The sequence below is a fragment of the Microbulbifer sp. ARAS458-1 genome, assembly GCF_045348205.1.
GTDB lineage: Bacteria > Pseudomonadota > Gammaproteobacteria > Pseudomonadales > Cellvibrionaceae > Microbulbifer.
This window is the reverse complement of sequence record NZ_CP155838.1, coordinates 3859481-3874714: the sequence shown is the minus strand read 5'-3', so window position 1 is coordinate 3874714 and position 15234 is coordinate 3859481. Positions and strand designations below refer to the sequence as shown.

The window sequence follows — 15234 nt, the reverse complement described above, 5'->3', positions numbered from 1 at the left end:
GTGAACCATGAATAAACGGATAACGAATACGCTGGTTGCCGCGCTTGCGGCACTGGCACTGGGTGGCTGTGCTTCTTCTGACGTGATGCGCGGCAACGCACTGTCTCAGGTTAAAACCTTGCCAGCTGAGCAGGCTGCTGTCCCGGCAGCCATCGAGCACACCCGGGTACTGCCACTGGAAGGCGGGCGCAATTTCCGTGACCTCGGCGGTTATAAGACTGCCGATGGGAAAACCGTAAAGTGGGGCAAGCTTTACCGCTCCGGTGTGTTGACCAACCTCACCGAAGGGGACTACGAGTTTCTCTCGAACCGTGACATTGCCACCGTGGTGGATTTCCGTTCAAGTGAAGAGCGCTCGAGCGAGCCCACGCACTGGCAGGCCGGTGAAATCGATCATATGACCTGGGACTACCAGATGATGGCGGATTGGGAAGCAGAATTCGGCAAGGTGCTGCGCAAGCCGGACTTCACCAGGCAGGATCTGGTGGCGCTGATGGACAAAGGCTACGTTGGCCTGGTCCGGCAACAGACACCGCACTACAAAGCCATGTTTCAGAAACTGATCGAGTCCGACGACGCGCTGTTATTCCACTGCTCTGCCGGTAAGGATCGCACGGGTATCGGTGCCGCATTGATTCTCACCGCTCTGGGGGTGGACCGCGCAACCATTGAGCAGGATTACCTGTTGACCAATGAAGTCATCAAAAACAGTAAGCACGACATCATGCAGCTGCCGGAAGATGCCAGCGAAAAACAGAGGCAGATGTATGCATTCTTTGCCCAGCTGCCGCCGGAAGTTCGCAATGTACTGGCCGGCGTGGAAGTATCCTGGCTGGAGTCCGCATTTGCCGAAATGGAGCGCCAGCACGGTTCCGTAGAAGGCTATATTCAGCACGCCCTGGATGTGGATGCTCAGGAGCTGGCCCTGCTCAAGGCGCGCTATCTTCAGTAGTGTCGACTCGTTCGCTCCCGGGGCCAGATTCTGAATCTGGCCCGCAGGTTGCAAGGGATAGTATTCGTGCAGCAAACTGGTATTTCGCCTACTGGCCGCACGATCTATTAACCCGAAGACCCGGGAGCGACACTATGCCCCTAGACACTATGCCCCTAAGATTACCCCTAAGCCATTTTCCCACGCCCGAATCTCACCCTGTTCACTCTCCGCGATCCAAAACCCTGCCGCTTGTCCTGGCGCTGATGCTGTCTTGTCTGACTGCCTGGTCCCCGGCGCTTTCTGCCAACACCGCAAGCGGCTGGTCCGGCTATACCGGCGGTGAGCCGGAATTCTGGCTGTCGGTAGCGCCTTCTGATATTCGTGTCGAAGCACCCACCCCGCTTACCGGCAGTAACCTGCAGATACTTTTGGCGCTGTCGGGCAGTAATAGTGGCCTGGGGGAAATGCGCAAGAAAGCCAATGATGCGTTTGCTGTGTACCTCAACCAGCAGGTTCAGCAGCAATTTGGTGAATTCTTTGACGATGAGCGGGTGCGTGTTGTGGATAGTGCCGCACCGCTGACGCTGCATACCGAATTTGATGTAACGGTGCGGCAGAAAATTCTCGATATATTCAGCAGCAGTGATTATGACGTGGAAAAGGGCACCATGACGGCCTATGGAAAATTTCACTACCGGCTACTGGGCTCGCAGGCCGGCGCACCAGCTCTGCGGGAAGGGAGTGTGGACATCGCCGACCTGAAACTGCAGGCCCGCTACCGTACCAAGGCCCCGAAAGATGGTGGTACCGTGGAAGATACCACCCGTGAGGCTACTGAGCGTCTGCTGGAGGAACTTGCCGAGGAAGTACTCGACGAGATGGAAGATATTCTGGAAGTGGATGCTCTGCAGGATCTGGCCCGCAAGTAACCAGGCGTTACCCCCCGGCACTCGCGGTCTGCCTGTTCCGTTTAACGGGAGGCAGGCGGTCAGCGGATCACGGGCTGGCCGCGATACATCCTGCGTGGCTGCGCTTGAGACCCCCGCCCATCGTGTAGCGCAAGTTCATCGCCATAAATCATTTCATAGATATCCTTGTGCGCGGATTCCCGTAAAACTTTCTGCCCGCGATACAGTCGTTCCGGTGGCTCCTGGCCGGTGAGGAACGGCCCTCCTTTCATGGCTTCCAGTTGTGCGATCAGAGTGAGCGACTCCGTATCTTTACTGCGGTGCTTGAGATCAGCCAGCTGCTGCTCAAAATTAAAATCGGAAAAACGCAGGTTGATGCCAAACTCGGCCTGAATACGTTTGCGCAGTTTCCGCAGTGAGTTGAGTGCCTGGGAGGTCATCAGCCATTGGTGGTCGGTCATCGTCATTGAGCCTTTTGTTGTCCTTTATCCATGGCGGAGCAAGGAATGGGCCAGCTCTGCGGAACCCGCCGGGCTCCGGTGTTATGGAGCCGAGCGGTGAATCTCCGGCACCAGGAAAGGGCGTGAGAATTGATCTCTGATGTAAAACAGTGCGACAGCGGCGGCGACCAGTGTATTAAAGACAGGCAGGCATGTTCTGATCTGTTAAGCTTTCCGCCCAAAGGGCCATCAGAACAAACAGGAGAGCTACATGTCAGCGGAGCCGATCAAGTGTAAAGCCGCGGTCGCCTGGAAAGCCGGCGCGCCACTGTCCATCGAAGAAGTGGAAGTTGCACCGCCCAAGGCGGGCGAGGTACGAATCAAACTGATGGCGACCGGTGTGTGTCACACCGATGCATTCACCCTGTCTGGCGATGATCCTGAGGGGGTATTCCCAGCCATTCTCGGCCATGAAGGCGGCGGTGTGGTGGAGTCCATCGGCGAGGGTGTCACCAGTGTCGCGGTGGGTGATCACGTGATTCCGCTGTATACCCCGGAGTGTGGCGAGTGTAAATTCTGCACCTCCGGCAAGACCAATCTGTGCCAGAAAATCCGCTCCACCCAGGGCCAGGGCCTGATGCCCGACGGTAGCACGCGCTTTTCCGTCAACGGTGAACCGATTTATCACTATATGGGCACCTCCACCTTCTCCGAATATACGGTACTGCCGGAAATTTCCGTGGCCAAGGTAAACAAGTCGGCCCCCCTGGAAGAGATCTGCCTGCTGGGGTGTGGTGTGACCACCGGAATGGGAGCGGTGGCAAACACGGCGAAGGTGGAAGAGGGCGCGAGCGTTGCCGTATTTGGCCTTGGCGGAATAGGTCTTGCCACCATTATCGGTGCGCGCCTGGCCAAAGCGGGCCGGATCATTGCCGTCGACATTAATGAAAGCAAGTTTGAGCTGGCGAAGAAGCTGGGAGCTACCGACTGCATCAACCCGAAAAATTTTGACAAGCCGATTCAGGAAGTCATCGTGGAGCTCACCGACGGTGGTGTGGATTATTCCTTCGAGTGTATCGGCAATGTGAATGTTATGCGCTCGGCCCTGGAGTGTTGTCACAAGGGGTGGGGCGAATCCGTGATTATCGGCGTTGCCGGAGCGGGCCAGGAAATTTCCACCCGGCCGTTTCAGCTGGTCACCGGGCGAGTGTGGCGCGGGACCGCGTTTGGCGGCGTGAAAGGGCGCTCCCAGCTGCCCGAATACGTGGAGCGCTACCTCGCCGGCGAGTTCCAGTTGGATGATTTTATCACCCACACCATGCCGCTGGAGCAGATCAACGAGGCGTTTGATCTGATGCATGAAGGCAAAAGTATTCGCAGCGTGATTCATTACAACCATAGTCACCATAACTGAGGTGCTTCCCGCATGCTAGAACTTGTCAGCAAGACCCAGAGCTTTGACGGCAACCAGTGCCAGTATCGCCATCGCTCGGACGCGCTCGATTGTGAAATGCAATTTTCCATTTTCCTGCCATCCCAGGCGGAAAAGGATCAGCGGTTTCCGGTGCTGTACTGGCTCTCAGGCCTTACCTGTACCGATGAGAACTTTTCCCAGAAAGCCGGCGCTCAGCGTATGGCGGCGGAGTTGGGTATTGCTCTGGTGATTCCGGATACCAGCCCCAGAGGTGACAGGGTGGCGGATGATGAGGCGTATGATCTCGGCAAGGGCGCTGGCTTTTATGTGAACGCCACCCAGGCGCCGTGGAAGCCGCACTATCAGATGTACGATTATGTGGTGAAAGAGTTACCGGCGCTGATTGAGGAAAATTTCCCGGTGAGTGATCGCCGTGCCATCAGCGGCCACTCCATGGGAGGGCACGGTGCGCTGACCATTGCGTTGAAAAACCCCGGCCGCTATACCTCGGTGTCTGCTTTCAGTCCCATCTGCAATCCCATGGCCTGTGCCTGGGGAGAGAAGGCCCTGGCGGCATACCTGGGGGCGGATAGAGCCCTGTGGGAGGAATACGATGCGACCGCGCTATTGAGCCGCGCCACTGCGCAATTACCGATGTTGGTATCCCAGGGGGAAGAGGATCAGTTCCTGGATCAGCAGCTGAAGCCCAATGCCCTCAAGGCGGCGGCAGACGCGGCGGGTTATCCACTGAAACTGGAGTTTCACGCGGGCTACGACCACAGTTACTATTTTATTGCCACCTTTATCGAGCAGCACCTGCGTTTCCACGCAGACTATCTGCTGCATAACCCCTGAGTAAATTCAGCCGCCTCGGGGGTCAGTGCCCCCAGGGTGCCGGTGGGGCCTGTACGGGCTTGCTCAGATCAAACTGCACGCGGAATTCCCGCCCATTGGGGCGGGTTAATTCATAGATGAAATATCGGTCCGGGTGAATTTCCATGGCCCAGATATTCTCCAGTGACGCATTCAGTCCCTCACGCTTAAACGTCTCAATGGATTCCTGATCCACCGGAAATTCCTGGCGGTTTTCTGTTCCCGCACTGGCGGTATCGCCACCATACATGGTGACAGCATCCTCACTGCCGTCTTTGTGGCGATGATCGTGCTTGAGTCGAAGCCCGTTTTCCGTGCGTGTCAGAATCCAGGTGCGGGATCGATCGTCGCCCACGTGAAAGGGAATGTGAATTTCCTGTACCGGGTTCTCGCAGCCGCGCACATGCATGACCAGTTCCTCGCCTTCAAACGGATCGGGTTTATCGGAGGGCGGCTCATTGGCGGTAATGTCTCCGGCAAAAGCCTGGCCGCAATGGGCTGCGATGTTTTTCAGAAATTGGTCGGCAGGATGTTCCTGTGCAGTTGGGTGAGACTTGGTGTCACAGCCTGACAGCCACAGCGCGCTGACAGACAGTGACAGGATGGCACTGGCCCGAATTTTCATTGATAACGCCCAGAGTTGGATTTATTCAGGCCAGTTTACGCTATCTCACGGAGAATCGTAGGGTCCTCAACGGGCTCGGCACTCTCCTTTAACCTCCACATTGCCCCGGTCTGCTGTTTTTTCGATAACAAACCACCCATGTGGGCAGTAGTTGGTTTCTGCGAGCACCAGGTCCAGACGTTCCATGGCGGCCTCGCTGGCGTTTTCGCGCATTTTGGCCGGCATCCCGCCCGCGCCGCCGCCTTTACCTCCACCCATGCCGCCGCCGGGGCCTCCGCCTCCCTTGCCACCTCGACCGCCGCCGCCCGGTTTTCGGCCACCTCCTGCATTTTCCATGCTCAGACTGGCGGTGTAGGTAAACAGATGGTTGCCCTGCGGGGTGATACTGGTAATGAAGGACTCGGAAAAAACCGGCGGCGCTTTCGGGGCGCTGGCGCATCCGGTCACCGTGGCAATGGCCGCGAAAGCGGCAGCGCTGTACAGACGTTTCATGGTGTCTCCTATGTGGTGTGCGCTGGTTGAGACAATCGCGGTCGCATTTTCGTTGAATTCCGTTGGGTAAAGATCCGTTAACGAGTGTTAACCGGGAGATGTCGAGGGGGGAGCCTGGCCTGTGAAAGTTTCTAACATTAATAAAATTTAATGTTGAAAGTTATTTTCCTGGTTGGTATGTTTTCCAGTATGCGCTGGTACCACCAGTCCATTTTTTAGATCTTCACCTTGTATCGCTCGCAGTCGGGGCTCGCTCTGGTACCACCGGGTTGGCCGGGGGAACCGGCTTAGAGAGTTCCCGGAGCTTTTTTTACCTCCTGCAATGATTGGAGTAGGGGCAGCGTCCAGGAGTTGTGTGTTGGGGGCGTTTATCGGGCCTTTTCAGGGGGAGTGGCAGGGTGCGCACGGGTGTAGAAAATGCCCAGGTGGCCGCGCAGATACTAATAATCAAACAAGCCGATACGAATAAAAAATAAACATCACCGAGGGTTCGCCATGCCAAGGAAATTCCATCCCACATTTAACAGAGTGTTCAACAGGAAACTGCTGAGTATCGCCGTATGCGGCGCGGTCTACGGCCTGTTGCCAGGACAGCTCGCTGCACAGGAAGCAGAACAAATCGACGATGCACTGGTAGAAGAGGTTGTGGTCTACGGTGATTTGCGTTCCAACCTGCAGTCCGCACAGGACCTGAAGCGGGATGCGGACACGGTAAAAGACGTGATTACCGCATCGGACATCGGCGCACTGCCAGACAAGTCCGTGACCGAGGCCCTGCAGCGGGTGTCGGGCGTGACCATCGAGCGCTTTGCCGCGTCCGACGACCCCAACCACTACGCCGATGAAGGCACCGGTGTGCTGGTGCGCGGTCTCGACCGGGTACGCAGTGAGATCAATGGTCGCGATGCCTTCAGTGCCAATCCCTGGGGTGGCCTGAACTACGAAGATATCTCCCCGGAACTGCTGGGCGCGGTAGAAGTGGTGAAGAACCAGACCGCGGACCTGACCGCCGGTGGTATCGCCGGCACGGTAAACCTGATTACCCGCAAGCCGCTGGACTCCGACGAGCAGATTCTGGCGTTTACCGCCAAAGCTAATTACGGCGATTTTCGTGAGGAGGCCACGCCGTCCTTTTCCGGACTGTTTTCCGATTCCTGGGAAACCGATATCGGTAAGATCGGCTTCCTGGTAGCGGGCTCCGGTTCCGAATACAAAACCCGCGGCGATGGCGTCGGCGTAGCCAACTACTATTCCCGCGGCGATGCATTTATTGGCGAAATGGCCTGGGGTGCGGTGGTTCGCCCGGCAGAGGACTCGCCGCTGGAAGGCCCGATGATTCCCGGTCAGGAACCCGGCAGTGTGGTGTATGCCCCTGGCCAGTTCTCCCTGCGCACCGCAGAAAATGACCGCACCCGCGAAGGCTTTGCCAGCTCCGTGCAGTGGCAGAGCAACGATGAAAGGATCACCGCTACCTTGGAACACATCAGTTCCAAGGCCGAGCTTGAGTGGGAAGAGCGTGTGATCGGTACCCAGGGGCAGGGCTTCCACCCCACCACCTGGTTTGCCGCCCACTGGCTGGAGGACGAATCGCATCCCATCACCTTTGACGACGGTTACCTCACCAGCGGTATCATCCGCGCCGACGCCGAACTGCCGATGCTGGCTTCCTCCCGTTACAACCAGAACATCAACTCGGTGGAAGATACCTCGCTCAATGTGACCTTCCGGCCGACGGATCGCATGACGGTATCCGTGGACTACCAGCACGTTGAATCCGAAGAGATTGTGCACAACTACGGGATCAATGCCCGCGTTGCCCCGGGCTCCAATGCCTCGGATGTGTTCCTGGACCTGCGCGGCTCACTGCCCAGCGTTGAGTTCCTGAACCCCACCTGGAACAACCCGGGCTACTGGTCAAACTGGGCCGGTGAAAACCAGACCCACTATATTGCCACCGCACTGGATCACGAGGTCAATTCCGACGCCGAGGGCGACAGCTTCCGTCTCGATCTCGATTACGAGCTGGATGGCCTGTTCAACAAAATCCACACCGGTATGTATTACTCGGATAAAGCGTTGACCATGCGCAACACCGAGTACGCCAACTGGGGCTTCGTGAATGAAGGCTGGGTGAAGGCGCAGGTGGATAAGGCCGGTCCAGATGTCGCTCCGGAAGCCTGGGAGACCGTCGACTTCAGTGATTTTTACGATGGCCAGGTACTGCAGGGTGATATCACCAGCAACTTCTACTTCCCGCGTATGAGCCTGGTGAAGAATTTCAGTGAAGCCATGCGCAGTGGTTGTGGCACCTGGAACAATGCGCCGTTCGGCTCCGCCGGTCAGCCCAATGCAGAGTGTTATTCGGGCTCCGAAGATCTCGCCGACCGCGTCAATGGCCCGTTCGCCGCTCACGATATTTCCAATACCGGGGAAGAGCGTCTTGAGGCATATATCCGCGCTGATTTCGCTATAGATGACAGCGTTGTCCCGGTGCGCGGTAATGTGGGCCTGCGCTATGTCAGCTACCAGCTGGACTCCGACGGCTACGTGGTACTGCCCCCGGCCATTTCCGGCAGCGACAGTCTGATCAGCGTATTCCAGGAAACCTACCCGGACCTCTACGCGTTTGCCGATGGCACCGGTTCCGTACAGAGTGTTGAGGGCACGGACTACGATACCGTACTCCCCAGCCTGAACCTTGTGTTCAACCTGTCTGACGATGTACTGCTGCGTTTCGGTGCCTCCCGCGGCTTGTATTTCCCGACGCTGGATCAGGCCCGCAGCACAAAAACCCTCGGCATCAGCTACACCGCGATTCGCGAGAACCCGGGCTCCGACGACACCGACGATGCCAGCAACCCGGTGGTTGGCGTGACTGACGTCAATCTGTTTGGTACCTCGCTGAACCCGAATCTGGAGCCGGAGAAAGCCGACAACTTTGATCTGACAACGGAATGGTATTTCTCCGACGCAGGCTCGGTGTCCATGGGCCTGTTCTACAAGAAAATGCACGACATTATCCGCAATCGCAGTTTCGTCGAAACTGTGACCAACCCGGACAATGGCATTTCCCAGGAATTCAGCCTGACCGGCCCGGCGAACACCGGCTCCGGTTCCATTCAGGGTGTCGAGCTGTCCTACTCGCAGTTCTACGACTTCCTGCCCGGTGCGCTGAGTGGTCTGGGACTGCAGCTCAACTACACCTACATCGATCAGAATGACCTGAACGATCCGGAGAGCGGCCTGGGTGCTCAGCGCTTCACCGCCGATGGACAACCCATCAGTGATCAGCGCGATACCTTCCGCAACTTCTCCGGGCTGCCGCTTGAGGGATATTCCGATCAGAACTACAACATCGTGGGCATGTACGAGTACAACGACTTCTCCATGCGTCTCGCCTACACCTGGCGCTCGGATTACATGGTGACCCGCCGCGACTCCAACGAGTTCGCCCCCATCTACACGGAAGCTGCCGGCATGATGGATGCGAGCCTGTTCTACTCCCTGAATGACAACTGGCGAGTGGGCTTGGAGATCGGCAATCTGCTGGATCTTGAAACCAAGACCCTGGCGCAGGTCAGCCAAGACGGTACCACCAAGGAGTCTCTGACCTTCAAAACCGACCGTCGCTATGGTCTGACGATCAGCGGTAATTTCTGATCGCGCGTTAATCCGACAATGTTGTTCAACAAAAAAGGTGTGCCACGAAAGTGGCACACCTTTTTTGTTTTATCTACTTTTTCAGCTAGTGAGAGTCACGGACCTCAGATTTACTTCCTATTTTCTAGCGCAGTCAGTGAGGAATAGAGAAATACTCAATGGCACCGCGCTTCTGCATGGTCACGTACCCGATGCTTCCATCGGAGCTCAAAGCGATATTGGTCGGGTGTTGTCCTTTCAGGCGGATCGTTGCAAGAATGTCACCGGTGGGGGAAACCTTGAGTACGGTGCCGGCGCCGTAGCGGGTGATATACAGCTTTCCCTCTCTATCCGTCTGCATTCCGTCCAGTCCAAAGTCATCAAACGCGATCAGTAGCTGTTTGTTGGCTACATCGCCATTCTCCAGCACGTCGTAAACCCACACCCGACGCTGCACACTTTCATTGAGATACAGCTTCTTACCATCCGGGCTCAGCTCGATACCATTGGTGGTCCCCATGTCCTTTTCCAGTAGCGTAAATTCACCGTCTGGTGAGATACGCCACAGCTGCCCACTGTCGTTCGCCCAGTCCGGATCGCTCGCATACATGGTGCCGTCACCCGCAATAGTAATATCGTTCGGCTGGTGCATCTGCGGGTTGTGGAACCTGTGCTGGATCTCTTTATTGGCCGGGTCGATTTTCAGCACATTGTGGCCGGTGTAATCCGCTACATACAAAAAGCCTTGGTGAAAGCGCAGGCTGTTGCCGATACTGCCTTTGGGTAGCTTCAGCCAGACTTCGCCGGACTCTTTTGCTATGACGCGGCCGATGGTGCCTTGCTCTGAATAATTTACCGCATACAGGCTGCCATCGGGGCCGACCACAGGTCCCTCCACACCGCTGGTGAAGCTGCCCTCGGGCATCCAGTCGGTAGTGTCCGGTTTTTCGTTGATCTCTGTAGAAGCCGCGGCGTTTGCGGCAATCGCCAGGGCCAGCAGGGAGGTTGTTAAGGTCTTAACCATATTCAAGATATTGTCCGTTTACTTTGTTTGGTTCTTCGTTAAAGCGTACTGCAGCTGATCCAGCAGCCGCTCCAGAACATAAACCGCCGGCAGAGTCACCTCTGTGTGCATTCCTTTAAGCGCTGCCAGTCGCATGCGGATATTGATTTCCTCACTTTCCGAGAAGGTCTGTTGCTTCTGGTAGCGCTCGGTAATCAGCACGGCCAGTTCCAGCTGTTGTTGCACTTTTTCTGCCAGCTGCTGGACCTCAGGGGAAAGCTGACCTTTTTGATTCAGTAGAATCTCAGCGGCGGCACCTGCGCGTTGCATGCTTTCGAGGCCGCTCAGCACCCGTGTGCGGGTGAAGTCGGATTCGGAATTTTCCGGCAGGCTATCCAGAAGCTGGCGATAATCTCGCAGGGCCATACTCTCAACCGGCAGGCTGTCGGCAAAGCGGTGCAGGGAATCCCGGCGGGAGTAGGTTTCATTGGCCGATTTTTCGTGGTGGCGGTGGTAGTAGTGGGCGGGCTCCAGTACGGCCGAGAATGCCAGCGCCTCTGCCTGCAGGTCTTTCGGGAATAGTTTTTCCTGCGCATCCGTTTGCTGGATGTTGTGTTGAAGCCCCAGCGCAGTTTCCGCCCATTGATCGATTCCACTTAGCCGTTGATAGAGAAAATCCTCGTACTTCAGCTCCTTGTCCGACCAGAGTCGCTCGGCGACCGCAAAGGTACGGGGCCACAGGCGCAGGTCGATATTGTGTTCGTCGACCATCTCCGCCCAGAGTGCCGCTTCGCCACCCAGGATATTCTTTTTCTGTGCGTCGTTCAGCGCGGCAGTACCAGAAGAGCCGGAAGAAAACGTGGGGACTTTACTCTCCTGGTTGTTGCTGGCAATCAATTCACCCGTTGGGTGGTAGGGTGCGTTACCCACAATAAATTCACCGCCCAAAGCTTCATCCTGCAGGTTCACACGCGCGCGCAGCGGGCCCATCCAGGTGTCCAGTCGGAAGTAGGTGTAGGAGCCGGTACGCCTGACCTGGTGCAGAATCGCGGGTTTTTTGCCATTGAATACCATCACCCCGCGCAGCTCGCCGCTAGAGGATTCCACAATGGTAAAAGATCCGGTAACCGCGCTGCCCCGTTTGCGCGGTGCTTCGAACTGCCAGGTCTGCCACTTCTCCCCGGGCTGAATGGCATCAAATTCCAGTGGCGCGGGGATAATGTTATTGCGGTAGTGGTAACTGGTGTATTGGGGCTGATCCACATAGAAGCCTGTGGACAAAATGCCGTAGTGTCCGGCGCGGGCAATCTCCCCCAGCGCATCCGGACCGCGCCAGGACTGTACCGCGGCGGTAGGTGCCAGATCCGGGTGCAGGGTTTCATCCCAGCCGATCATCTTGCGGTGGAGCCCTTTCAGAATCTCTGCCAGCCGGCTGTTGAAGTAATTGTGCAGTGCGTGGCTGTCGGCAAGTTCGTGTTCCTGCATATAGCGCTGTATCTGCGGGTTCTGTTCCCAGTGTTCCGGGTCCACCTCGTCCCCGCCGATATGTACATACTCAAACGGAAACAGCTCGGCGACTTCCCCGAGAATTTTTTCAGCAAAGGTGTACACCGCCGGGTTGGCGGGGTTGAGCAGCGGCTTGTGCACGCCCCAGCGGTCTTCCGGCTGGTAGGGCCCGGGCGCAGACATCAATTTAGGATAGGCGACGGCAATGGCGCTGGCGTGGCCGGGCATATCGATTTCCGGTACTACAACTATGCCGCGCTCGGCGGCGTAGGCGACGATTTCTCGCACCTGTTCCCGGGTATAGAAGTTGCCGCCGGGCGCTGTCTGGTGAAGTTTTGGATAGGCGCGACTTTCCAAGCGCCAGCCCTGATCGTCTGTCAGGTGCCAGTGGAAGACATTCAGCTTGGCCGCGGCCATACCGTCCAGTTGGCGTTTGATGGTGTCGACCGAAAGGAAGTGGCGTGCGGAGTCCAGCAGCACTCCGCGCCAGCGGAATCGCGGGTAGTCGACAATCTCGAGCGCCGGCAGACTTATGCCATTCGCGCCTGATGTGTTTTCCCCGACGCCGCTCAATTGTGAGAGCGTTTGCAGGCCGTGAAGCAGTCCAGTGTCGCTGTGGGCACTCAGCCGCACCTTGTCTGCCTCGATACGCAAGCGGTAAAACTCGCGGCTGACGTCGAGTGCCGCCAGCGTGTTTTCATCAATATGTTTCTGTTTGCTTTCAAACACGATTTCGATCCGTGCCGCCGCGTTATTGTCCGCGATTTTTTTGCAGTCGACGGCAGCCTGCAATGCGATATTGCGCTGGCGCTGCAGCTGCGCGCGGAAACGCTCGGTGGCCGCGATCAGTTTAGGAGAGGCTGCGTGCGCAAAGCAGAGCTGGCTATTCGCATCCAGTCGCATCGGGTCGGCGGAAACTGGCTGGATCTGGCGGGGGTAGGGCATCAATGGCGTGAGTAGTTTGACTTCCCCGCGGCCTGTAGATTCAGCGCTACCAATCGGGGTGGCCAATGCGAGAGCCAGACCTGTCAGTGCGCTGACCTTGAACAATAGATTTCCCATATCTTTTTTTATTCTTGTTGTGATGATTAGAAACAGGTTTCCGCCGTTTCCAGCAGGTTGTAATCATCGTCGATGATCAGTACCTGGCGCCACTTGTCGAAGGTGAGGCAGGGGTGCGAGGTGGAGAGGGCGAGCATATCGCCCACCTGAAGATCGGCGTCCTGCGGAATCTGCAGCATGGCGTGCTGGTCCATGATGTTGGTAAGCCGCCAGTCTTCCGTGATTGTATGCGGGGTTGTGTCCCGGCCCGGACGAAAGTGCAATTCCGGTCGCGGCAAGCCCGCATCGTAGGCGGCGTCGCGCTTACCGAAATTTAGAATCGCCATGCCCGGTTCCGGCAGCGATTGCACATAGGCCCAGACTTCCAGGCTCGACTGCAAATCTCCGCTTGGGCAACAGTGCCCGTCCAGCCGCGCCATCACCGCGGCCTGTGCTTCCTCATAAATGCCCCGGTCATGGGTGAGGTAACAGCCCGGGCGCAGCACCGGCAGGATGCGCGGCGCCTTGTGATCGGTAAATACCTCGGCCACCAGATCGTACCAGGCGGAACCCGCTCCGCTCAGAATGACCGTTTCGGTGGCAAACTCTTCTCGCTTGAGCAGTGACAGGCAAATATCGCGCACCATTTTCAGGTGTTCGGTCACACGCGCTTCCGCGTTTTCTCCATGGATGAGTCCCTCGTAGGTTTCCACACCCGCCAGCTGCAACTGGGGCCAGCGTTTAAGCTCCTCACACAGCGCATTCACATCTTCGGTATTGCGGCAGCCGGTGCGCCCCCCGGGCACGCCGACTTCAATCAGTACTTTCAGTGGCTGCTTAGTGGAGCCGAAAAATTCTCCCAGCTGGCGGATATTGTTTGTGGAGTCCACCAGGCAATAGAAATCCAGCTGTGGGTAATCCCGCAGTAAGTCACTTGCCAGCTGCATATTTGCCCGGCCAACCAGCTGGTTGGCCATCAGTATCCGGGTTGCCCCGGCTTCTGCCGCTGCCCTTGCCTGCTGCGGGTTGGCAAGGGTCATACCCCAGGCACCTGCGGCCAGCTGCATGCGGAACAGTGCCGGGGTCATGGTGGTTTTGCCGTGGGGGGCCAGCTTTACCCCGCGCTGGTCGGCAAATGACTGCATCCACTGCAGGTTGTGCTCCAGGCGCGAGCGGTAGAGGACCGCTGCGGGCAGGGGGATTTCCTCGCGCAGCAGGTTGGCGGCCGGGGAAGACTGTGGGTTTGTGGGCTCGGCGCTCATGGGCCAACTCCGTCTCAAAACAATCAAGGCTGTTAATAAATTGTGGTAGAAAGTATCACATACTTAAATGCAGTATTGAAAGTAACAAACACGATACATATACTGCACCGAGTTCAGTAACATCCCTATCCGTTTCAAATGGGGCGCATCAAAGAGTCGTTTCTAAGTGTCACAGCGTGCGGCCTAAAGAACACCAGGAAAACAGGAACCCTGCCGTGAGTCACGAACCGGATATTGTTTCGAAGATCAACGCCCATTATGGCCAATTGCGCGATGCCGAGCAGAAGATCGCGCGCCTGGTGATGGACGATATCGGCTTTGCCGCCCACGCGAGTATCAGTGAGCTCGCGGATAAAGCGAGCGTGAGCGAGGCCACCATTACCCGCTTTGCCAAAGCGGTGGGCTGCAAGAATGTACGCGACCTGAAATTGCGTCTTGCCCAGGCGCTGGCGGTGGGGCAGCGGTTCTACACCGAAGTAAAGGCAGAGCCCGGTGCCAACTACGGCGTTTACGACGAGATCAAAGCGGCACTGGATCACAACGCACGACTGATTACCGAGGCGGTGATCGAGCCCGCGGTAGAGGCTCTGGTAAAGGCCCGTCAGATTCTGATTTTTGGGGTAGGTGGCGGCTCCACCGTGCTGGCTCAGGAATGTCAGCACCGGTTTTTCCGCCTGGGTTTTCCGGCCACTGCCTACTCGGATCCCATGCTGATGCGCATGGCGGCGTCCACCATCGACAACAACGATGTGGTGCTGTGTCTTTCCATGGGCGGTTACAGCCCGGATGTGCAGGAAGCGGCGGAGATTGCGCGGGAGTACGGCGCAACCACACTGGGCGTCACCGTTGCGGATTCGCCACTGGCGAAAATTCTGCACCACCTGGTGCCGATGGAACCTCTGGAAACCGATTACATTTTCAAACCGACCGCGGCGCGCTACGTGATGCTGGCCGCGATCGATGTGCTGGCCACCGAGCTGGCGGTTAAACAAAAACGCAAAAGCCGTGAGACGTTGCGGCGTCTCAAGCATACGCTCGACAGTCACAAGCACGGCGAGGATCGCTTGCCGCTGGGAGACTAGCAGCCTGCTGGGACC

The 15234-nt window shown here is 57.2% G+C and carries 12 protein-coding genes; 6 read left to right on the top strand and 6 right to left on the bottom strand.

Translation table 11 applies throughout. The annotated features are described in order from the left end of the window. Positions 1-7: 7 nt before the first annotated feature. On the top strand, positions 8-952 hold the full coding sequence (locus AAFH99_RS16135; protein ID WP_406828250.1) for a tyrosine-protein phosphatase: 945 nt from the start codon (positions 8-10) through the stop codon (positions 950-952). Positions 953-1197: 245 nt separating this feature from the next. Beyond that, positions 1198-1863, top strand: a complete 666-nt coding sequence (locus AAFH99_RS16130) for a hypothetical protein (protein WP_406828249.1) — start codon at positions 1198-1200, stop codon at positions 1861-1863. Positions 1864-1922: 59 nt separating this feature from the next. On the opposite strand, the gene AAFH99_RS16125 is transcribed toward AAFH99_RS16130, so the two are convergent. Then, positions 1923-2309: a hypothetical protein gene (locus AAFH99_RS16125; protein ID WP_156035271.1), complete on the bottom strand. Its 387-nt coding sequence runs from the start codon at positions 2307-2309 to the stop codon at positions 1923-1925. Between the two features lie 244 nt (positions 2310-2553). Here AAFH99_RS16125 and AAFH99_RS16120 point away from each other — a divergent pair, with 244 nt between their 5' ends. Together AAFH99_RS16120 and fghA are read left to right on the top strand one after the other, a co-directional pair. Beyond that, positions 2554-3696 carry an S-(hydroxymethyl)glutathione dehydrogenase/class III alcohol dehydrogenase gene (locus AAFH99_RS16120; protein WP_043319195.1) on the top strand — a complete coding sequence of 381 codons (1143 nt, stop codon included), beginning with the start codon at positions 2554-2556 and terminating at the stop codon, positions 3694-3696. A 12-nt stretch (positions 3697-3708) separates the two neighbouring features. Beyond that, on the top strand, positions 3709-4551 hold the full coding sequence (gene fghA / locus AAFH99_RS16115) for an S-formylglutathione hydrolase (RefSeq protein ID WP_406828248.1): 843 nt from the start codon (positions 3709-3711) through the stop codon (positions 4549-4551). Positions 4552-4573: 22 nt separating this feature from the next. On the opposite strand, the gene AAFH99_RS16110 is transcribed toward fghA, so the two are convergent. Together AAFH99_RS16110 and AAFH99_RS16105 are read right to left on the bottom strand one after the other, a co-directional pair. Then, on the bottom strand, positions 4574-5194 hold the full coding sequence (locus AAFH99_RS16110; protein WP_197023819.1) for a hypothetical protein: 621 nt from the start codon (positions 5192-5194) through the stop codon (positions 4574-4576). Between the two features lie 66 nt (positions 5195-5260). Beyond that, a complete protein-coding gene (locus AAFH99_RS16105; protein ID WP_043319191.1) occupies positions 5261-5686 on the bottom strand; it encodes a hypothetical protein in 426 nt (141 codons plus the stop codon). Positions 5687-6214: 528 nt separating this feature from the next. Here AAFH99_RS16105 and AAFH99_RS16100 point away from each other — a divergent pair. Then, complete coding sequence (locus AAFH99_RS16100) at positions 6215-9346, top strand: TonB-dependent receptor (protein ID WP_406828247.1); 3132 nt, start codon at positions 6215-6217, stop codon at positions 9344-9346. Positions 9347-9479: 133 nt separating this feature from the next. Here AAFH99_RS16100 and AAFH99_RS16095 read toward each other — a convergent pair whose 3' ends face one another. The 3 genes from AAFH99_RS16095 to AAFH99_RS16085 are packed head-to-tail and all read right to left on the bottom strand — an operon-like array spanning position 9480 to position 14137. Then, positions 9480-10349, bottom strand: a complete 870-nt coding sequence (locus AAFH99_RS16095; RefSeq protein WP_406828246.1) for an SMP-30/gluconolactonase/LRE family protein — start codon at positions 10347-10349, stop codon at positions 9480-9482. 18 nt (positions 10350-10367) lie between these two features. Then, entirely contained in the window at positions 10368-12896 is a 2529-nt protein-coding gene (locus AAFH99_RS16090) for a beta-N-acetylhexosaminidase (RefSeq protein WP_406828245.1), read from the bottom strand. Positions 12897-12922: 26 nt separating this feature from the next. Next, entirely contained in the window at positions 12923-14137 is a 1215-nt protein-coding gene (locus AAFH99_RS16085) for an amino acid deaminase (protein WP_406828244.1), read from the bottom strand. Positions 14138-14352: 215 nt separating this feature from the next. On the opposite strand from AAFH99_RS16085, the gene AAFH99_RS16080 reads away from it, so the two are divergent. Beyond that, positions 14353-15219: a MurR/RpiR family transcriptional regulator gene (locus AAFH99_RS16080; RefSeq protein WP_043319185.1), complete on the top strand. Its 867-nt coding sequence runs from the start codon at positions 14353-14355 to the stop codon at positions 15217-15219. Positions 15220-15234 lie beyond the last annotated feature (15 nt).